The following is a 19,609-nucleotide window of genomic DNA, read 5'->3' on the forward strand; positions in this document are numbered from 1 at the left end:
CGGGCGGCGGTTGCCGCGCACCCTGCACCCGATCGCCTGGTGGATCTGGGGCATCGGCCTGGCCACCGCGGTCAGCCGCACCACCAACCCGCTGCTGCTCGGCCTGGTGCTGGTCGTGCTCGGCTACGTCGTCACCGAGCGCCGTACCGACGCGCCCTGGGCGAAGGGATTCAAGTACTACCTGTGGCTCGCCCTGACGGTGATCGTGATCCGGGTGGCGTTCCGCTGCGTCTTCGCCTCCGGTATCACCCCCGCCGACCACATCATGTTCTCGCTGCCGCACATCCCGACTCCCCACTGGTACGCGGGAATCCAGCTCGGCGGCCCGGTCTCGCTGGAGGCCACCCTGTCCGCGGCCGTCGACGGGCTGCGGCTGGCCTGCCTGCTGTGCTGCATCGGCGCCGCCAACACCCTCGCCAACCCCAAGCGCGCGCTGCGCGTGCTGCCCGGCGCGCTGTACGAACTCGGCGTCGCCGTCACGGTGTCGATGAGCGTCGCGCCCCAACTCGTCGAGAGCGTGCAGCGGGTGGCCCGCGCCCGCCGGCTGCGCGCGGACCGGGCCAGGGGGCTGCGCGCGCTGCGCAGCATCGTCATCCCGGTGCTGGAGGACGCGCTGGAGCGGTCGCTGTACCTGGCCGCCGCGATGGACTCGCGCGGCTACGGCCGGGCCGGCAACGCCACCCGCGCCTCCCGCCGGGCGACCGGCGCGCTGATGCTGGTGGGCATGCTCGGCCTGTGCACCGGCGTCTACGGGCTGCTCGACGGCACCACTCCGCGCGCGCTCGGCCTGCCCGCGCTGCTGGCCGGCTCGCTGCTGTGCTGCGCCGGGCTCGCGCTCGGCGGTCGCCGGGTGCGCCGCACCAGCTACCGGCCCGACCCGTGGCGCGCCGCGGAGTGGGTGGTGGCCGGCTTCGGCTGCGCCACCGCCGTCGTGCTGTTCCTCACCGTCGGGTACAGCGCGAGCGACCTCAACCCGTCGCTGTATCCGCTGCGTTGGCCGTCGCTGCCGCTGCTGCCCGCCGCCGCGGTGCTGCTCGCGGGGGTCGCCGCTTTCGCCGCGCCGCCGCCCGCGCGCACTCCCGGCCGGGCGACGGCCACCTCCCAGCAGGCGGGCCGGAAGACCGGGAAGTCCGGCAGGACCGGGACATCCGGCAGGGCCGGCAAGGCCGGGACATCCGCGGCGCCTGGGAACTCCGCGCCCGCGCCCACCTCCGCCCAGGACACCGACGACAACCACCGCGAGGCCCTGCTGTGATCCGTTTCGACCAGGTCAGCGTCCGCTACGACGGCACCGCCGCGCCCGTGCTGCGGGCGGTGGACCTGCGGATCGAGGAGGGCGAACTGTGCCTGGTGGTGGGCCGCACCGGCGCCGGCAAGTCCACGCTGCTCGGCACGATCAACGGCCTCGTGCCGCACTTCACCGGCGGCACCCTGGCCGGGCGGGTCACCGTCGACGGCCGCGACACCGCGCACCACCCGCCACGTGAACTCGCCGACGTCGTCGGCGTGGTCGGCCAGGACCCCTCGGCCGGCTTCGTCACCGACACCGTGGAGGAGGAACTCGCCTACGCCATGGAGCAGTTGGCGATTCCCGCGGACGTGATGCGCAAGCGGGTGGAGGAGACCCTTGACCTGCTGGGCCTGGCCGACCTTCGGCACCGCGCGCTCAGCGAACTCTCCGGCGGCCAGCAGCAGCGGGTCGCGATCGGCTCCGTGCTCACCGCCCACCCCCGCGTCCTCGTCCTGGACGAGCCCACCTCCGCGCTCGACCCGACCGCCGCCGAGGACGTGCTCGCCGCCGTCACCCGCCTCGTGCACGACCTCGGGGTGACCGTGGTGCTGGCCGAGCACCGGCTGGAACGCGTCGTGCAGTACGCCGACCGCGTCATCCACCTCACCGGCGACGGCACCGTCACCGACGGCCCGCCCGGCACCGTATTCCGCACGTCCACGGTGGCGCCCCCGGTGGTGGACCTGGGCCGCCTCGCACGGTGGGACCCGCTCCCGCTGTCCGTACGTGACGCCCGCCGCGCCGCCGCGCCGCTGCGCGAACGGCTCACACCGCTGCCGGTGCCGCCGCCGCGCCCAACGGCGCCCGAGACGGGGGCCGTTGACCGCGCCGCCGCCGAGCCCGTCGCCGCGGAGCCGGCCGTACCGGTGCTCAGCGCCAAGGGCGTCGTGGTCCGCTACGGCGAGGTGATCGCCGTCCGCGAGGTGGACCTCGACCTGCGGGCCGGGCAGGTCACCGCGCTGATGGGCCGCAACGGCTCCGGCAAGTCCTCGCTGATGTGGGCGCTGCACGGCGCGGGCCCGCGCCAGGCCGGCACCGTACGGGTCGGGGGCGGGCAGGAGACAGCCCCGGTCGGCGCCGAACAGCCCCCGCAGCGCGGCTGGTTCGGCCGGCGCCGGGCGCGTACCGCCGAACGGCGCGGCCCGATCGGCCTCGTCCCGCAGACCCCCACCGACCTGCTCTACCTGGAGACCGTCGGCGCCGAACTCGCCCAGGCCGACCGGGAGTCCGACACCGCGGGCGCGCCCGTGGCCCGGGCGATCCTCGACCGGCTCGCGCCCGGCATCGCCGACGACACCCACCCCCGCGACCTGTCCGAGGGCCAGAAGCTCTCCCTGGTGCTGGCCATCCAGCTCACCACCGCGCCCACGGTCGTCCTGCTCGACGAGCCGACCCGCGGGCTCGACTACCAGGCGAAGCGGGCCCTCATCCAGATCGTCGACACGCTCTCCGCCGAGGGCCGCAGCGTCGTGATCGCCACCCACGACGTCGAGTTCGTCGCCTCCAGCGCCGACCGGGTGATCGTCATGGCCGAGGGCGAGATCGTCGCCGACGGCCCGACGGCGGAGATCATCGTCGCCTCGCCCGCGTTCGCCCCGCAGACCGCCAAGATCCTCGCGCCGCTGCCGTACCTCACCGTCCCCCAGGTCGCCGCCGCGCTCGACGGCCTCGGCGACCTGGACGGCCTCGGCACGGCGGAGGCTTCCCGATGAGCGCGCCCGCCGCCCGGCCCGCGGACGACCACGCGGCCGCGGGGAACCGTACGACCGGGGAGCGCCGTGCCAGCGCGGTGCGGCTGCACGCCATGGCCACGGTGACCGTGGTGCTCGCCGCGTTCATCGGGGCGGTCGCCTTCTTCTGGCCGTTCGTCGTCGCGCCCGGCCGGTTCGGCGCCTCCTACGCGCCGCCGCTGATCTTCGGGGTGCTGCTCGTCCTGGTGCTCGCCGTCGTCTTCGCGGAGATCGCCGACGGCGGCATCGACGCGAAGGCGCTGGCCATGCTCGGGGTGCTCTCCGCGGTCAACGCGGCCCTGCGCCCGCTCGGCGCCGGAACCGCGGGCGTGGAGACCGTCTTCTTCGTCCTGGTGCTGGCCGGCCGCGTCTTCGGCCCCGGCTTCGGCTTCACCCTCGGCTGCACCTCGCTGTTCGCCTCCGCCCTCCTCACCGGCGGCGTCGGCCCCTGGATGCCGTACCAGATGTTCGGCTGCGCCTTCGTCGGCATGCTCGCCGGCCTCCTCCCGCGCGCCCGCGGCAAACGGGAAGTGCTGATGCTGGCGGTCTACGGCTCCGCGTCCGGCTACCTCTTCGGCTTCCTGCTCAACCTCTCCTTCTGGCCGTTCTCGCTCGACCCCGGCAGCTCCCTCGCCTACCTGCCCGGCCTGCCCTTCACCGAGCAGTGGCACCGCTACCTCGCCTTCGACGCGGCCACCTCCCTCGGCTGGGACACCGGCCGCGCCGTCACCAACTTCGTCTGCGTCCTCATCGCCGGCCCGGCCGTCCTCACCACGTTCCGCCGCGCGGCCCGCCGCGCCAACTTCACCCCCGCGATCCACTTCACGGACCCGCTCCCGCCGCCGGCCACGACCCCGCCGCCGTGACGCGTCGGCGACGCGCGGACGGCGTCCGCGGGTCCGGGTATCCCCGTATCCGCCCATAGGTTCCTCCGTCCCACCGCCCGTCCGGCCTAAAGTGACCGGGTGGACAGCCGGAAGGATCAGAGCGCGTCGCAGGGCGCCGGGGCCGAGAGGGCCCGGCCCGTCCCGACCAACGTCGTGGGCCTGGCCGCGGAGTTCACCGACCCGCTCTGGCGAGTACCCGTGCGCCTGACCCCCGTGGAAGTCGACCTGCTGCGTACCGAGCCGCTCCGGCGCCTGCACTTCGTCGCGCACGCGGGGGCCTCGACGATCAGCACCTTGCAGTCGTACTCCCGGCTGGAGCACACCCTCGGTGTCCTCGCGCTGGTCACGCACTTCCGTCCGCGGGACGAACTCCTGCGGGTCGCCGCGCTGTTGCACGACATCGGCCACCTGCCGTTGAGCCACACCTTCGAAGGCGTCCGCGGCCTCGACCACCACGCCATCGGCTTGCGGTTGCTGCGGACCGACCCGATCCGTGGCGTGCTGGAGCAGTACGCGATCCGTACCGAGGACGTCGCCGTCGCGCTCGGCGGGCAGCCCGCCTCGCCCCTCACCAACCGCTCCGGGCTGCTGAACCTCGACCATCTCGACTCCTACGTGCGCAGCGGACGCGCGGCCGGACGTCTCGATGCCGATCCCGCCGTGCTGCTGGGCCGGCTCGTCCTCAAGGACGCCGTGGTGTCGGCGGACCGCGAGAGCGCCGCGTCACTGGTCGGTCTGGTCTGCGCGGAGGCCCGGCTGCATACCTCGTGGGACAACGTGGGTCCGGTCGCGGTGGTCCGGCGGCTGGCCGGCCGGCTGCTCGACCACACCACCCTCACCCCCGACCGGCTGTCCCGGATGACCGATCCGCAGCTGTGGTCCGCGTTCGACGCCTGCGCCGCCACGCGCGCGGAGAGCGCCATGATCCGGTACGAGCCGCACCGGTTGCGGGTGACGGTCGGGCATGCCCGCGGGGATGGCTGCGGCGGGGACTTCTCGCTGCGCAAGATCTACCGTTCCGCGCCGCTGGTGGAGGGGCAGCCGATCGAGGTGTCCGCGCCCGCGCTGGCCGCCGAGTTGGACGCGCTGGGTTCGCTGGCCACCGACTTCCATGTCCGGTGGAGCTGAGTGCCCGCTCGCGGTGCCGTCCCCACGTCCGCAGGTCCCCACGTCTCCGCGTCCCCACGTCTCCGCGTCCCCACGTCTCCGCGTCCCCACGTCTGCACGACTCCACGTCTGCACGACCCCACGTCTGCCACGACTCCACGTGCATCGGCCAAGTGCGGGCGCGGGGCGGCCGGTTAGGGTCGATGGCATGACGACGTCCCTTGCCGGCAGCGCCTTCGACTCACTCCGTCTCGACGCCGTGCGCGACCAGGACGCGCTACGTCGGATCTACCAGCCGCCCAGCGACGCGGCCGTGCGCAAGCAGATGAGCGAACTCACCGAGCAGACACGCCGGTTGATCGGCTGCTCCTCGCTGGTCCTGGTCGCCAGCGCGGACGCCGACGGCAACTGCGACGTCTCCCCGCGCGGCGGCCCCGCCGGGTTCGTCGCCGTCCTGGACGCACGGACGGTGGCGATACCCGACGCGACCGGCAACAAGCGGCTGGACACCCTGCAGAACGTCATCGCCACCGGCCGGGCCGGGCTGCTGTTCATCATCCCGGGGCGCACCACGACGCTCAGGGTGAACGGCCGGGCCTGCGTCTCCACCCGCCCGGAACTGCTCTCCCAACTGACCGCCGTCGGCAAGCCGCCGGCCAGCGCGCTGGTGCTGGGGATCGAGGAGGTCTACCCGCACTGCCCCAAGTCGCTCATGCGCAGCGCGGCCTGGAAGCCGGAGGAGTGGCTGCCGGCCGACGCCCAGCCGGCCTCGGCCGAGGTGACGCTGGCCCAACTGCGCAGGCCGGAACTGACGATCGCCGACATCGAGCAGGCGGAGGCGGACTCGCTGAAGTACCGCTACGAGTAACGCCCGGACCCGCGCGAGCCGCCCACCTCACGAGTCGCTCTGATTCCGGTGGCCCTGACTCCGGATGCCGTGATTCCCGGGGACCCGGGCCCGCGGCTCACGGACCGGGTACGGGCGGCGCCGCTGCCACGCCCTGGTCGTAGTCCGTGCGGGCGCTCTGGACCTCCTCGATATGGCACTCGGCCCATGCCTTGATCGCGGTCATCACCGGGAGCAGGCTGCGGCCGAGCGGGGTGAGCCCGTAGTCCACCCGGACCGGCACCGACGGGGTCACCGTACGGGTGAGCAGGCCGTCGCGTTCCAGCGTCCGCAGCGTCTGGGTGAGCATCTTCTGGCTGACCCCGGCGATGATCCGGTTCAGGTCGCTGTACCGCCGCGGCCCGTCGGCCAGCGCGTTCAGCACCAGGCTCACCCACTTGTCGCTGATCCGGTCCAGCAGTTGGCGGGCCGGGCAGGTGGCGAGGTAGGCGTCGTAGGCGGCGCGCTCGTCGGCGCGGCGCTGGGCGGCGGTGCGGGTGGCCATGGCACTCCCGGGTCGGGTAGGCACTCCGAAGTGCGTACTTCCCGATGGAGAGTAACACTCCCTAGGTTCGTGGTCATGAGAGCTGTGATCGTTCGTTCCTTCGGCGGCCCGGAAGTCCTTGAGGTGGCGGAGGTGGCCGTGCCGGAACCGGGTGCCGGCCAGGTCCGGATACGGGTCGCCGCCGCGGCAGTCAACCCGGTGGACCTCCAGACCCGTTCCGGCGCGCTCGCGGCGGGCGGCCTGCTCCCGGAGCGGGCGGTCGTCGGCCTCGGCTGGGATGTCGCCGGCACCGTCGACGTGCTCGGGCCCGAGGTTGTCGGCTTCCGACCCGGCGACGCGGTGATCGGGTTGTCCGACCGGCTGGCGCTGCCGCTCAAGACGCAGGCCGAGTACGTGGTGCTGGACGCGGACGCGGTCGCCGCGGTGCCGGCGGGCACCGACCTGGTGGCTGCCGCGACCCTGCCCCTGGGCGGGCTCACCGCTGCTCAGGCGCTCGACATCGCTCGCGTCGAGCCCGGCGACACGCTGCTGGTCACCGGAGCGGCCGGGTCGGTGGGCGGCTACACGGTGCGGCTCGCCGCGCTGGCCGGCGTGCGGGTGGTCGCGGTCGCGGGCGGCGGCGACGAGGAGTTGGTGCGCGGTCTCGGCGCGGAGTTCTTCGTGCCGCGCACCGCGGATCTGCCCGCCGCGGTACGCGACTTGGTACCGGGCGGCGTGCACGCCGCGGTCGACGCGGCGTCCGTGGGCATGCCCGTGCTGGACGCGGTGCGCGGCGGGGGCTCGCTGGTCGGTGTGCTGGGCAACGCGCCGACGCCGCTGCGCGGCATCCGGGTGGGCAACGTCTGGATTCGCGCGGACGGCTCCCGCCTCGCCGAGTTGGCCGCCGCCGGCCTGCGTCCCCGGGTGGCCGACGTCCTGCCACTGGACGAAGTCGGCGAGGCGCACCGCAGGTTGGCGGCGGGCGGTCTGCGCGGCCGCCTGGTGCTGGTGCCGTGAACGGATGTCGTGGGCCGATGCGGTGAGCTGATGTCGTGCGTTGACGTGGTGAGCCGACGCGGTGGGCCGACGTGGTGAGCCGCTGCCGTGCGTCGACGCGGTGGGCCGACGTGGTGAGCCGCTGCCGTGCGTCGACGTGGTGGGCTGACGTGGTGAGCCGGGACGTCCGCGGAAGCCGCCCCGTACCCTCGGGCCCCAGTTCATCGGGGGCCTTCCCCGGACATGTTCGCCGATGTTCGCCGCCCGCGTAGGGGCTGCGTCTCCCGCACCGGCCCGTGGATGATGCAACGATGACTCAATTTAACGCGGTCGAGGAAGCGTTGGCCGAGGTCGTGTCGCAGGGGCGTTGCCTCGGTGCCGCACTGCGCGTGCTGCATGACGGCGAGGAGGTCCTGGATCTCGCTGTCGGTGACGCCACTTCGACTCAGGCGATGGCGGCGGACACTGTCGTGCCGTGGTTCTCGGCATCGAAGCTGGCGGCGACCGTGGCCGTTGCCCGCGCGTGGGAACTGGGCCTGCTGCACCCGAACGATCGCGTCGTACAGCACCTTCCGGAGTTCGCCGGACCTGGCAAGGATGACATTCGCATCGAGCATCTCCTGACCCACACTGCGCCGTTGCGGGCCGTCGACCGTGAGACCGGCCGACGGTTCGCCGACGGCAGGCATGCCCTGCTGGAGTTGGTGCTGAGCGGTGACGCCGACCCCGATTGGACGCCTGGCACCCGAGCGGCCTACCTCGGCCACGCCGGGTATCTGCTCCTCGACGAGATCGTGCGACGAGGCAGCGGGCGACCGTTCGCGGACTTCCTGCACCAACAGGTCGCTGCGCCCCTGCGGTTGACCTCTCGACTGGGGGCTCCTCCCGGCGCCGACGTCGTCGACGTGCCGTGGTTCGGCCCGGCCGAACTGGCCTCCCGCGTCGCGCGTTTCGACGTCAGCATGGGGTATCCCAGCGCCTGCATGGCGGGCCCGTTCGGTGATGCCGCCGAGATCTGCGAGATGGTACGGCAGGTTGGTACACGGCACGGCCGACGTGTCCTCTCGCCCGAGACCTGTGCCGCCTTGGTCACCGATCAGCGACCGCCAACGCTGATCGACGAGTCCGCCGGGCGCGCCCGGCGCTGGGGACTGGGCATGGTCCTCGCCGCTGAGAACTTCGGACCTGCCTCGCCTGCGTCCTTTGGCGCGTTGGGAGGAACGGCGTGCCTGGTCTTCGCAGATCCCGAAGCCGGCCTCACCGTCTCCCTGTATTTCAACGGGAACACCGGTGCCGCCGACAGACTCAGTCGTGACCGGCGTGTCATCGACGCGCTCTACCGCGACCTCTGACAACGCGGACGCCGTAGGCCATGAGTGCCGATGCGCAGACGGCGTCCAACGGACGGCCACCCCCCTGCGCGGCTCCCTCGAACCGCTCGGCTTCCCCGACGCCGCGCCTTCGCCTGCGCCCACGGCACGTACAGCGGCCACCTCGTCGACGACCCCGACGAGCCCGACGACCTCCAGCCGGCAGCGGGTCGGTACGACTCCACGCGGCCACCTGCCCCGCCCGGATCAGCCCGTAGGCCAACGCCACGAGCCCGCTGATCGAAAGCAGCATGCCGGCGGGGTCCAGTGGCCGCCGGGTGGGGCCGCGTCAATGCCGACGGCACGCACGTGCTCGCCGATGGTCCACTCCGGCGTCGACCTGCCCGCCGGTACGGCGCCCCCGGTGCGGCCCGACCGTCACGGCCCGACCGTCGCGGCCCCCTCCGGGACGTCGGCGTCGTGATCCACGGCCTCCGGGTGATATTCCTGTACGGGGAGTGCCGGAGCGTAGCGCTCCGCGCGAAAGAGCGATGAGGAGCCAGCCGTATGAAGTTCGGGATCTCCACGTTCATCACCGACCGCAGCATCCGCCCCGCGCCCCTGGGGCGGGCCCTGGAGGAGCGGGGGTTCGACTCGCTGTTCATCGCCGAGCACAGCCACATCCCGGCGGACCGCCGCTCGGCCTACCCCGGCGGCGGCGAACTGCCCGAGATCTACTACCGCACCCTGGACCCGTTCGTGGCGCTGGCCGCGGTCGCGACCGTCACCGAGCGGCTGCTGGTGGGCACGGGCATCGCGCTCGTCGCCCAGCGCGACCCGATCCACACGGCGAAGGAGGTGGCCTCGCTCGACCTGATCTCCGGGGGCCGGGTCGTCTTCGGCATCGGGGTCGGCTGGAACCGCGAGGAGATGGCGAACCACGGCACCGACCCCGCCGTCCGGGGCCGGCTCGCCAACGAGCGGCTGCGCGCGATGATCGAGCTGTGGACGAAGGAACAAGCCGAGTTCCACGGCGAGTTCGTCGACTTCGACCCCGTCTACGCGTGGCCGAAGCCGGTCCAGCAGCCGCACCCGCCGATCTACGTCGGCGGCGGCCAGGGCGCCTTCCCCCGGGTCGTCGAACTCGGTGACGCCTGGCTCGCCAACAGCCTGCCGCCGAAGGTGCTGAAGGAGCGGATCGAGGAACTGCGCGCCCTGGCCGGCCGCGACGTCCCGGTCACGGTCTACGCGGCGCCCGTTGAGCCCGAGACGATCGAGGCGTACGCGGAACTCGGCGTCGAGCGGGTGCAGTTCTACCTGCCGTCCGACCCCGAACCGGCCGCCCTCGCGCATCTCGACCGCTGCGCCGAGTTGGCGGGCCGCTTCAGCTGATGCCCGCGCTGAGCGGAACCGAGGCTCGCGAACGGTTCGCGGCGTCCCCGATCGCCCGGCTGGCGACCGTGGACGCCGCCGGCCGCCCGCACCTGGTCCCGGCGGTCTTCGCGGTGGCCGGGGACCGGCTGGCCATGGCGGTGGACCACAAGCCCAAGCGTTCGCCCCGGCTCAAACGACTCGCCAACATCCGTGCCAATGCGGCGGTTTCGCTGCTCGTCGACGGCTACCACGAGGACTGGAACCGGCTGTGGTGGGCCCGCGCGGACGGGCGGGCGCGGGTGCTGCCCCCGGCCGCGCAGTCAGCCGAAGCGGCGCGCCTGACCGCCCTGCTCGTGGCCAGGTACCCGCGCCACTACGCGGATCGGCCGCCGTCCGGCGAGGTCGTGGAGGTCGTCGTCACCACGTGGACCGGCTGGCGCGCGACCTGATCCGCCGCGCCCGCGCGGCCTGATCGTACGGTCCGGCGCGACCGGATCGTACGAGTCCGCGGCGCGCGATCGTACGGGGCCGGCGCGACCCGAACGTACGGGCCCGCGGCGCCCGATCGTACGGTCCCGCGCGGATCGATCCCGCGTGCCCCGGCACCCGGTCGTACGGTCGGCGCGGCGCGACCCCGCGCCTGCACACGCCCCCTTCCGTACGGTGCCGCGTGCCCCGATCCCCACGCGCCCGTGGCACCCCGCGCCACCGGTTCTCCCCATACGGCCGCCGACGGTCCGCCCGCGCTTCCTCTGTACGCGCCGAACCGCCTGATGTAACGTCGCCGACGTACATGAGGCTTGAATCGATTCAAGCAATCGTTTCGCCTCGCCGCCCGCCCCGGAGGTGCCGCAGTGTCGCCGTCAACGCAGAAGCCGGAAACGGCTTCGGCCGTGGTCCCGACCGGGGCCCGGGGCCGTACCCGGGGGAGCCGGGCCGGGGCGGGCCGGGGCCGGGGGAGAAGCCGCGGCGCCGTGGCCGCGCTGCTCTGCGCCGTACTGGCGCTGTTCCTGCCGGCCGCGGGCGCCCACGCGGCGTCGCCACGGCTGAAGGTGACGGACCTTCAGGCGGACTACATGGCACACCCCTTGGGTATCGACGACGCCCACCCCAGCCTGAGCTGGCAGTTGGGCTCGCCGGTCAACGGCGCGCGGCAGACGGCGTACCGGATTCTCGTGGCGAGCACGCGGGACCGGCTCACGCCGGGGCGCGCCGACGTGTGGGACAGCGGGAAGGTCGGCTCGGCCGCGTCCGTGGGCGTGCCGTACGGAGGTCCCGCGCTGCGCTCCTCGCAGCGCTACTTCTGGACGGTCCAGGTGTGGGACGGCCAGGGCGCCGGGTCCGGCTGGGCGCCGTCCACCTGGTGGGAGACGGGGCTGCTGCACGCGGCCGACTGGCAGGGCGCGCAGTGGATCAGCCCGGACACCGCCGGGCAGGGCAGCTGGTCGGACTTCGACCTGGACGTGGACTTCACCATCCGCAAGGGCGCGGCGAGCGTGCTCTTCCGCGCGCAGGACGCGAGCAACCTGCTGATGTGGCAGATCAACTCCGAGGTCGACCCGGGCAAGGTCATGCTGCGCCCGCACGCCGAAGTGGGCGGCTCCTTCAGCCACATCGTGCCCGACGTCGACGTCAGCCAGGTGATCACGCAGCAGAACGTGGGCGACAAGCACCACTTGAGGATCGAGGCGGACGGCCCGACGATCAGCACCTGGATCGACGGCACCCTGGTGAACACCCTCACCGACCACACCTTCACCCAGGGCACGATCGGCTTCCGCGTCGGCGACTCGACCGAGGACTCGCTCTACGGCGCGCTCGCCGTCCACGGGCTCGACGGCGACTCCCTCTTCTCCGACGACTTCGCCGCCGACCCCGACCCGTCCTTCCCGCAAGCGCAGGTCAGCAACGGCCAGTTGGAGCCCACCTCAGGCATCGAACTGCTCGACACCAGCCCCGCCGCCCCCATGCTGCGCCACGACTTCACGCTCGGCGGCAAGAAGATCGCCAGTGCCCGCGCCTACGTGGACGGCCTGGGCCTGTACGAACTCCACGTCAACGGCCACAAGATCGGCGACGACGTCCTCAGCCCCGCCGACACCCCGTACGACCAGCGGGACCTGTACCAGACCTATGACGTGACCTCTCAACTGCGCTCCGGCGCCAACGCGGTCGGGATCTGGCTCGGCAACGGCTACGGGCCGCGGTTCAGCCCGTACGGCTTCCGGTGGCTGGGCCCGAAGCAGGCGACGATGCTGCTGGAGGTCACCTACACCGACGGCACCCGCCAGGCGGTCACCACCGGCTCCGGCTGGACGTGGTCGAACGGCCCGATCACCGCAGACGACATGTACGGCGGCGAGACCTACGACGCGCGCCAGGCCCAACCGGGCTGGGACAGCCCCGGGTTCGCCGCCTCGGACCAGCACCCGGTGACGGCGGTCGCCGCGCCCGGCGGCAGCCTCGTCGCCGACGACGTCCCGCCGGTGCGGGTCACGCGGACGCTGCGCCCGGTGCGCATGACGCAGCCCCAGCCGGGCGTCTACGTCTACGACCTGGGCCAGGACATCGCGGGCTGGGAGCAGTTGCGGGTGAAGGGCCCGGCCGGCGCCACCGTGCGGATGCGCACCGCCGAGGAGGTCGGCGCCGACGGCATGCTCGACACCAGGACCAACCGCAGCGCCGCCGCCACCGACCGCTACACGCTGGCCGGCACCGGCCGCACCGAGACGTACGAACCCCGCTTCACCTACCACGGTTTCCGCTATATCGAGGTCACCGGCTACCCGGGCACGCCCACCCTCGACTCGATCTCGGGGCGGGTCGTGCACGCGGACGTGGCGTCCACCGCCACCTTCGACTCCTCCGACCCGACGCTCGATCGGATCTGGCAGAACAACCAGCGCACCATCCTCAACAACTCGATGAGCCTGCCCACCGACAACCCGGTCCGCGACGAGCGCACGCCCCCGGGCATGGACGTGCAGGCGTACCACGACGCCTCCACCGGCGAGTTCGCGATGGACCGCTTCTACGCGAGCTACCTGCGCGACATGCCGCCGGGCACCGCGCTGCCCAACGACGCGGGCAACGCGCAGAACCCGGACATGGGCGGCGACCAGATCTCGCTGGCCTGGACGCTCTACCAGCAGTACGGCGACAAGGCCACGCTCGCCGCGATGTACCCGGCGATGAAGGCGTTCGTCGACAAGAACGCGACCGACGTCCCCGGGCACATCTGGCCGGCCGACCACGGCTTCGGCGACTGGTGCCCGCCGGTCTACGGCCCCGGCGTCAACGGCGGCCTCGGCAGCCCGGGTGTCGGCTCCTGCACCAGCGAGGTCTCACTGGTCAACACCGCGCTGTCCTACCTCCAGGCGTCCGACACCGCGCTGGCCGCCCAGGCGCTCGCCGACACCGCCGGCGCCACGCACTTCACCGGCCTCGCCTCGGACATCAAGGAGGCGTTCAACGCGGCGTTCCTCAACTCCGCACGCGACGGCTACGCCGACGGCCGGCAGACCACCAGCATCCTGCCGCTCGCCTTCGGCATGGTCCCCGCGGCCGACCTCACCGCCGTCGGCGACCAGCTCGTCCACACCATCACCGTCACCAACCAGGGCCACCTGGACACCGGCATCTTCGGCACCCGCTACCTGATGGACGCGCTCACCGCCATCGGCCGCACCGACCTCGCGACGAGCGTCCTGGACCAGAAGTCGTACCCCGGCTTCGGGTACGAGATCGCCCAGGGGGCCACCACCGACTGGGAGGAGTGGACCTACGACTCCAGCATGGAGTCCCACGACCACGCGATGTTCAGCGGCATCAACGCCTCCTTCACCTCCGTGCTCGGCGGGATCAGCGCGACGAGCGCGGGCTACGGCACCCTCGCGGTCGCACCCCAGGTGCCCACCGGTCTCACCCACGTCTCCGCCTCGGTGCAGACCGTCCGCGGCCCGGTCACCTCGACCTGGACCCGTACCGCCCGCTCCTACGTACTCGACGTCACGATCCCCGCGAACGCCACCGCCACGGTCACCGTCCCCCTCCTCGGCTCCCCCGCCCCTCACCTCCACTCCACCCCCGGCGCCCACCTGTCGCGCCTCACCCCCACCACGGCCCGGTACGCCGTCACCTCGGGCCACTGGCACTTCACGCTCACGCGGTGACAAGGATGGCGGGTGAGGGCGCCGTGCCCTCACCCGCCGGAGTCGAACTACGCCTGGTTCGTGCCGACGAGGTACGACATGCAGACGCTCGGTGATATCGCCTTCGCCATCGCGGGCGGGGTCGCGGCTTCCGCGGTGGTGGAGAGAAACCCCACGGAGAGCACGCCGGCGAGAATGGCGGAAACGGCCAGAAGACGCGGCGAGAAGACAGGCTTGTTCACGGACGTGGTTCTCCAAAGAGCTTCATCTGAGTTGACGCGTGGATTTCAAGGCAGCGCAATCGAGCGCAAGCCACGGTGATCGCACGCTGCTTGCAGAGGAGGCGGCTTCCGGGCGGGGCAAGCTTGGCCAGGCATGCCCATGGGGGCGCCGGTCCGTCGGCTCCAGCTGTTGCGTGGGGAGCTTAGCCTAAGGATCACCTGGCGCCTAACGCCCTTGGCCCATGAGGCAGTTGGCGCAAGGGGCGCGATAGGATGCGGACCTGCTGACGGCGGCTCCGGCACCCCTCGGCCCGGACAACCACTGGCCAGCGGTTCCGGGGCCCTCGGGCGCCCCGCAGGCCCGCGCGGGCCGGGTGGGGTGGGGGTCCCGCACCCGGGCGTCAAGGCCGCTGCAAGCTCCCTGCAAGGAATCCTCCGAACCCCTCGGGTAATTCCCCGACACGGCCCGATCAGGTGCGCCGAAACCGTCGGCGCGGGTGGGGTCGAGTCGCCCGGATCACGGGGTCCGGGCAGGCGGAGGGGGAGTTTCTATGCACGCCGAAATCGGCCCGGAAAGGCCGATGGATTGGGAACGCGAGCAGTGGATGACGGTTCGCGGCTGCAAGAAAGTACTGGTGATCGCGACGACGCTGACGTACGCTCAGCGGCTTTCGGACATCATCCCGATGTTCGATTCCGACATGAGGGTGCAGCTTTTCTTCACCGTGGCGCCGCACGCCTTCAGCGAGGGCGTGACGCGGTTCCTGCGCCGGCTCGGCGCCCCGGTGATCCCGTGGGAGCAGGCGGTGCGGGGCGAGTTCGACCTGGCGCTCGCGGCGGGCTGGGAGCACATCGACCAGGTCCGCGCGCCGCTCGTGCTCTTATCACACGGCGCCGGCCAGATCAAGGTCCAGCGGGTCTGGCGCGGCCGGCCCGGCCAGGAGCGCCCGCCGGGCATGCTCAGCCGGGACAACCTCACCCGGGACGGGCGGGTGATCCCCGCCGCGGTGGCCCTGGCCCACCGCGACGACCTGGCGACGCTCGCCCGTAACTGCCCCGAGGGCGTGCCCGTGGCCACGGTGGTGGGCGACCCGGTGTACGACCGGCTCGTGGCGAGCGTGCCGCACCGGGAGGAGTACCGGGCCGCGCTCGGGCTCCGCACCGGGCAGGAACTGGTGCTGGTCTGCAGTACATGGGGCCCGGGCGCGTCCTTCTCGGCGCTGGACGAGTTACTGCCGCGCCTGCTCAGCGAGTTACCGCGCCGCCGCTACCGTGTGGCGGTGCTCACCCACCCCAACATCTGGGCGGGACACGGCTGGCGGCAGGTGAACGCGTGGCTGGCCGACTACCGCCGCAGGGGCGTCGCGCTGGTGCCGCCGGAGGCCGACTGGCGCGCGCTGGTGGCCGCGGCGAACTGGGTCGTGGGCGACCACGGTTCGGTCACCTCCTACGCCACCGTCACACCCGCACCCATCCTGCTGGCCCGCTACCCGCACCGCCGGGTCCACCACGCCTCACCGGCCGCCGCCCTCGCCCGGATCGCCCCGGCGCTGGTGACGGCCCGCCCGCTGGAGACCCAACTGCGTTACGCGGCAGAGGAGTACCGGCGCTCGGAGTACGAGGCCGTGGCCGCCCGGCTCTCCTCCGAACCCGGCCGGTTCAACCAGCGCGTCCGCGCGCTCGTCTACGGGCTGCTGGGCATCGGGCGGCCCGCCTACCCGGTGCCGCCCGAGCCGGTTCCGGCGCCCGCGCCGCTGGACCGGTGGACGGCGGACGCGAGGGGTGAGGCGGCATGACGCCGCGGCGAAGGGGTACGGCGCCGCGCCGCGCCGTCGTGGCCGTGTACCGGCGGCAGGAGGCAGGCGGTGCGAGCCGCCCCGACCGGCTGATCGTCGTGCGGGAGTCCGCGTGCCCGCGGGTCACCGTCCGGCGGTTGCCGGGTGGCGGGCGGCCCGCACCGGGCAAGGTCGTCGACGAGCACGTGAACGCGGAACTGGTGGCGGGCTCGCCGTGGACGGAGCGGGCGGACATCCTCATGCTCGGCTGCGCGCACCGGCCCGATACGGCGGTGCGGGTGGCCGGCGAGATGCTGGCGCGGTTCCCCGGCTGCCTGGTGGCGGCGGTTCCCACGAGCGGCGGCGGCTGCGTCGCGACGGCCCGCGACGGCCAGTGCGTGGCCGTGGCCCCGGCGGCCGGGCAGCGCCCGCCGACGGCCGACGAACTGGCCGTGGCCGTGTCGTGCCTGCACGCCGAGCTCGTGCTCGGCGGTTCCTGGGCCGGCGTGAGGGCGATCTGCCTCGCGGCGCCCGCCGGGCCGCGGTCGCCGCAGGGCGGTCAGGTGCGGCTCAGGCCGCACCCGGCCCCGCCGGCGGGCGCGCCACCCGGCGACCGCCTCCCGGCGTGAACGAGGCCGCGCCGACGCGTACTTCCCGCATCGGCCGGCACCCGCAGCAGCACTGACCCGCACGTACGCCACGACCCGCTCCGGCCGGCACCCACGGCACCGATCCACACCCACGGCGCCGCCCCGACCGGCCGGCGCTCAACCCGACCCGCACCGCCCCGTATTCACGGGGCGGTCTCGGTTGGCGGGCGCTCAGTCCGACCCGCACCGGCCCGCACCCACGGGCGCCGCCCCGATCGGCGGGCGCTTAACCCGACCCGCACCGCCCCGCACCCACGGCGCCGCCCCAACCGGCGGGCGCTCCCACCGACCCGCACCGAACTCCATCGATCCGTATCCCACCGCACCTACCTGCGCGAAACCGAACCCGCGTCAGGACGAGGCGTCTTCGGGCGGCGGCAGATCCCGAAGGCGCCCTTCCGCGCGCTCGGAATCGACCGGGCTGACAGCGGCGTAGATCCGCAGCGCGTCCTCGTACTGCCGCCGCGCGGCGGCCAGGTCACCGTCCTGCTCGGCGAGCCGCCCCAGCATCTCCAGGGTTCTGGCCTGCCAGTAGGCGGACCCGGTCGCCTCGAACTCGGCGAGGGCGAGCCGCAGTTCCCGGTCGCCGTCCTCGCGGCGGCCGGCTCGGGACAGGGCGAACCCGAAGAGCGCACGGGCCCGGGCCGCGTCGTAGGGGTCGTGTTCCGCCGCCAACTCCCGATGGGCCCGGCCCAGGCGCTCGGCGGCGCCCTCGAAGTCGTCCTGCTCCAGGGCGAGTTCGCCCAGGCGCAGCCGGGACAGCGCGGCGCCGCGGCGGTAGCCCACCGACTCCCGCAGTTCGAGGGCCCGTTCGTACGCCGCCGCGGCGCGGTCCGGTTGCCCCGCGCCCCGGTAGGAGCTGCCGAGCCCGCTCAGGGCCTGCGCCTCGTCGCGGAGGTTGCCCTCGGCGCAGGCGAGGTCGAGGGCCTGGGAGAACCACCGGGCCGCCTCGTCGTAACGGCCGGCGCTGCGCAGCCCGATGCCTCCCGAGGTGAGCATGCGCGCCTGTCCCGCGGTGTCGCCGTCCAGACGCGCCGAGTCGAGCCCGGTCTCGTGGGCGGATATCCACGAGTCGTACAGCCGCAGCCGCAGGAACATCGGCCACAGCGCGTCGGCGAGTTGCCACGCGGCGGCGTGCCACTGGTGGCGGGCCGCCAGCCGCACCGCGGGTGTGAGGGCCTCGCGGTGCGTCTCCAGCCAGGCGAGGGCCGCGCTCTCGTCGGCGAACGCCCTACCCGCCCGGGGCGGGAAGCGGTAGTCGCGCGGGAGGGTGCGGTGGCTGGGGGAGAGCAGCTCCTCGGCGGATGTGGCCATGGCCAGGCACCAGTCGACGTAGCGGCGCAGCGTGTCCTCGCGGGCCGGCGCGGTCTCCTCCGCCTCCGCGCGCTGGGCGGCGTGCAGCCGCACCAGGGAGTGGAAGTGGCACAGGCCGGCCCCCGCCGGTTCCAGCAGGTTCGCCTCGACCAGCACCTCGATCAGCCGCTCGGCCTCGGCGTCGGAGAGCCCTGCCGCGGCGGCCGCCAGCGCCGGATCGAACCGGGTGGCGGGCAGCAGGCCCAGGCAGCGGTAGAGGTGGGCGGCGTCCGCTCGCAGCGCCCGGTAGGACGCGTCCAGGACGGTCTGCACGGTGTCGGTGCCCTCCGCTCGTAGTTCGCCCAGCAGCCCCGCGCCCGCGGTCAGCGCGTCGCGCAGCGACGCCACCGGCTGGTCCGGGCGCGCGGCCAGCCTTGCCGCCGCGAGCCGTATCGCCAACGGGAGCCCGGCGCACAGCGCGACGACCTCCCGCACCGCCGTCGGCTCGCGCTCGGCGCGGGCGCGCCCGGCGCCCCGGGCGAACAACTCCTCCGCCGCCCGCGGGCCGAGCACGTCGAGCCGGCAGAACCCCGCCCCGTCCACGGCCAGGCCGGTCAGCCGGTGCCGGCTGGTGGCCAGGACGAGGCTGCCGGGCGCGCTGGGCAGCAGGGCGCGCACGTCCGCGGCGGTCAGCGCGTTGTCCACCATGACGGCGAACCGGCGGGCCGCGGTGACCGAGCGCCACAGGGCCGCGCGCTCGGCGAGGCCGGTCGGCTCGACCGTCTCGCCGAAGGCGCGCAGCAGGTACCCGAGCACCTCCGCCGCGCTCGCCGGGTCACCGGGCGAGCCGTCGCGCAGCGCCACGTAGAGCTGGCCGTCGGGGAACTCCGCCGTGCGGGAGCCGAGCCACCGGGAGACCAGCGCGGTCTTGCCGACGCCGGCCTGGCCGCTGACCACGATCACCTGGGCCACGCCCGGCTCCCGTCCGTCGCGCAGCTCGTCCAGTGCCCGCAGGTCCCGCTGCCGGTCGGTGAAGTGCGCGGGGACGGGGAGGAGTTGACGCGGGATGGGACGTTCCGGCGCGGCGGGCTGCGGCATCTGGTGGATGTGGATTCCGCCGGTGATGTCCCGCGCCTGGACGACCGGGCCGTGCACTTGCGCGTTGCCGCCCAAAGTGTTGGCGACCATGTCGACGCCCCCGCCCGCCGCGGGAAACCGCGCCATCCACTGCCGAATCCGGTCCAGCAGCGGGCCGTTGCGCGCCGCGCACGCGGCGAGAACGGCGGCGTGGCCGCGTAGAGTCGCCGACACGGCGGCGGCGCCGGTGCCGACGGGGTCCGCTTGCAGGTCGTGCCATGCCGCGGCGAGGACCGGGTCGTCCGCGGCCGCGTCGTCCACCAGTCGCGCGAGTTCCTGCCAGGCGGCCGAGCCATGCCCGGTGGTATCGGAAAACT

General features: G+C 73.5%; 15 protein-coding genes. 12 read left to right on the top strand and 3 right to left on the bottom strand.

Annotated features, from left to right (window positions below):
• Positions 1–10: 10 nt before the first annotated feature.
• The 5 genes from OG896_RS28700 to OG896_RS28720 all read left to right on the top strand — a co-directional run bounded on the left by OG896_RS28700 (position 11) and on the right by OG896_RS28720 (position 5,883).
• The gene (locus OG896_RS28700; protein WP_329374341.1) at positions 11–1,255 is read left to right on the top strand and encodes a CbiQ family ECF transporter T component; all 1,245 of its coding nucleotides are present in this window, start codon (positions 11–13) and stop codon (positions 1,253–1,255) included.
• Complete coding sequence (locus OG896_RS28705) at positions 1,252–3,003, top strand: ABC transporter ATP-binding protein (RefSeq protein ID WP_329369976.1); 1,752 nt, start codon at positions 1,252–1,254, stop codon at positions 3,001–3,003. Before OG896_RS28700 ends, OG896_RS28705 begins: the two co-directional genes overlap by 4 nt.
• Before the next feature lie 92 nt (positions 3,004–3,095).
• Positions 3,096–3,887: an ECF transporter S component gene (locus OG896_RS28710; RefSeq protein WP_329374343.1), complete on the top strand. Its 792-nt coding sequence runs from the start codon at positions 3,096–3,098 to the stop codon at positions 3,885–3,887.
• 99 nt (positions 3,888–3,986) lie between these two features.
• Positions 3,987–5,036, top strand: coding sequence for an HD domain-containing protein (locus OG896_RS28715; RefSeq protein ID WP_329369978.1), 1,050 nt, complete (start codon positions 3,987–3,989; stop codon positions 5,034–5,036).
• A gap of 187 nt (positions 5,037–5,223) precedes the next feature.
• Positions 5,224–5,883: an MSMEG_1061 family FMN-dependent PPOX-type flavoprotein gene (locus OG896_RS28720; protein WP_329369979.1), complete on the top strand. Its 660-nt coding sequence runs from the start codon at positions 5,224–5,226 to the stop codon at positions 5,881–5,883.
• A gap of 97 nt (positions 5,884–5,980) precedes the next feature.
• Here OG896_RS28720 and OG896_RS28725 read toward each other — a convergent pair whose 3' ends face one another.
• Positions 5,981–6,406 (bottom strand): winged helix-turn-helix transcriptional regulator, encoded by a 426-nt coding sequence (locus OG896_RS28725; protein ID WP_329369980.1) that lies wholly within the window; start codon positions 6,404–6,406, stop codon positions 5,981–5,983.
• 75 nt (positions 6,407–6,481) lie between these two features.
• Between OG896_RS28725 and OG896_RS28730 the strand changes: the two genes are divergently transcribed.
• The 5 genes from OG896_RS28730 to OG896_RS28750 all read left to right on the top strand — a co-directional run bounded on the left by OG896_RS28730 (position 6,482) and on the right by OG896_RS28750 (position 14,237).
• The gene (locus tag OG896_RS28730) at positions 6,482–7,402 is read left to right on the top strand and encodes an NADP-dependent oxidoreductase (protein WP_329369982.1); all 921 of its coding nucleotides are present in this window, start codon (positions 6,482–6,484) and stop codon (positions 7,400–7,402) included.
• Between the two features lie 290 nt (positions 7,403–7,692).
• Positions 7,693–8,733 carry a serine hydrolase domain-containing protein gene (locus OG896_RS28735; RefSeq protein WP_329369983.1) on the top strand — a complete coding sequence of 347 codons (1,041 nt, stop codon included), beginning with the start codon at positions 7,693–7,695 and terminating at the stop codon, positions 8,731–8,733.
• 525 nt (positions 8,734–9,258) lie between these two features.
• Positions 9,259–10,083, top strand: coding sequence for an LLM class F420-dependent oxidoreductase (locus OG896_RS28740; protein WP_329369985.1), 825 nt, complete (start codon positions 9,259–9,261; stop codon positions 10,081–10,083).
• Positions 10,083–10,514, top strand: coding sequence for a TIGR03668 family PPOX class F420-dependent oxidoreductase (locus OG896_RS28745; RefSeq protein WP_329369986.1), 432 nt, complete (start codon positions 10,083–10,085; stop codon positions 10,512–10,514). The genes OG896_RS28740 and OG896_RS28745 overlap by 1 nt, the downstream gene beginning before the upstream one ends.
• Before the next feature lie 525 nt (positions 10,515–11,039).
• On the top strand, positions 11,040–14,237 hold the full coding sequence (locus tag OG896_RS28750; RefSeq protein WP_329369988.1) for a family 78 glycoside hydrolase catalytic domain: 3,198 nt from the start codon (positions 11,040–11,042) through the stop codon (positions 14,235–14,237).
• Between the two features lie 47 nt (positions 14,238–14,284).
• Here OG896_RS28750 and OG896_RS28755 read toward each other — a convergent pair whose 3' ends face one another.
• Positions 14,285–14,458 carry a hypothetical protein gene (locus OG896_RS28755; protein ID WP_329369990.1) on the bottom strand — a complete coding sequence of 58 codons (174 nt, stop codon included), beginning with the start codon at positions 14,456–14,458 and terminating at the stop codon, positions 14,285–14,287.
• Between the two features lie 680 nt (positions 14,459–15,138).
• On the opposite strand from OG896_RS28755, the gene OG896_RS28760 reads away from it, so the two are divergent.
• Together OG896_RS28760 and OG896_RS28765 are read left to right on the top strand one after the other, a co-directional pair.
• On the top strand, positions 15,139–16,233 hold the full coding sequence (locus OG896_RS28760; protein ID WP_329369992.1) for a hypothetical protein: 1,095 nt from the start codon (positions 15,139–15,141) through the stop codon (positions 16,231–16,233).
• Positions 16,230–16,841 (top strand): hypothetical protein, encoded by a 612-nt coding sequence (locus OG896_RS28765; protein ID WP_329369994.1) that lies wholly within the window; start codon positions 16,230–16,232, stop codon positions 16,839–16,841. The genes OG896_RS28760 and OG896_RS28765 overlap by 4 nt, the downstream gene beginning before the upstream one ends.
• A 372-nt stretch (positions 16,842–17,213) precedes the next feature.
• Here OG896_RS28765 and OG896_RS28770 read toward each other — a convergent pair whose 3' ends face one another.
• A complete protein-coding gene (locus tag OG896_RS28770) occupies positions 17,214–19,553 on the bottom strand; it encodes a tetratricopeptide repeat protein (protein WP_329369997.1) in 2,340 nt (779 codons plus the stop codon).
• Between the last annotated feature and the right edge of the window lie 56 nt (positions 19,554–19,609).

Source organism: Streptomyces sp. NBC_00669 (assembly GCF_036226785.1).
In the GTDB taxonomy this organism is placed as follows: domain Bacteria; phylum Actinomycetota; class Actinomycetes; order Streptomycetales; family Streptomycetaceae; genus Actinacidiphila.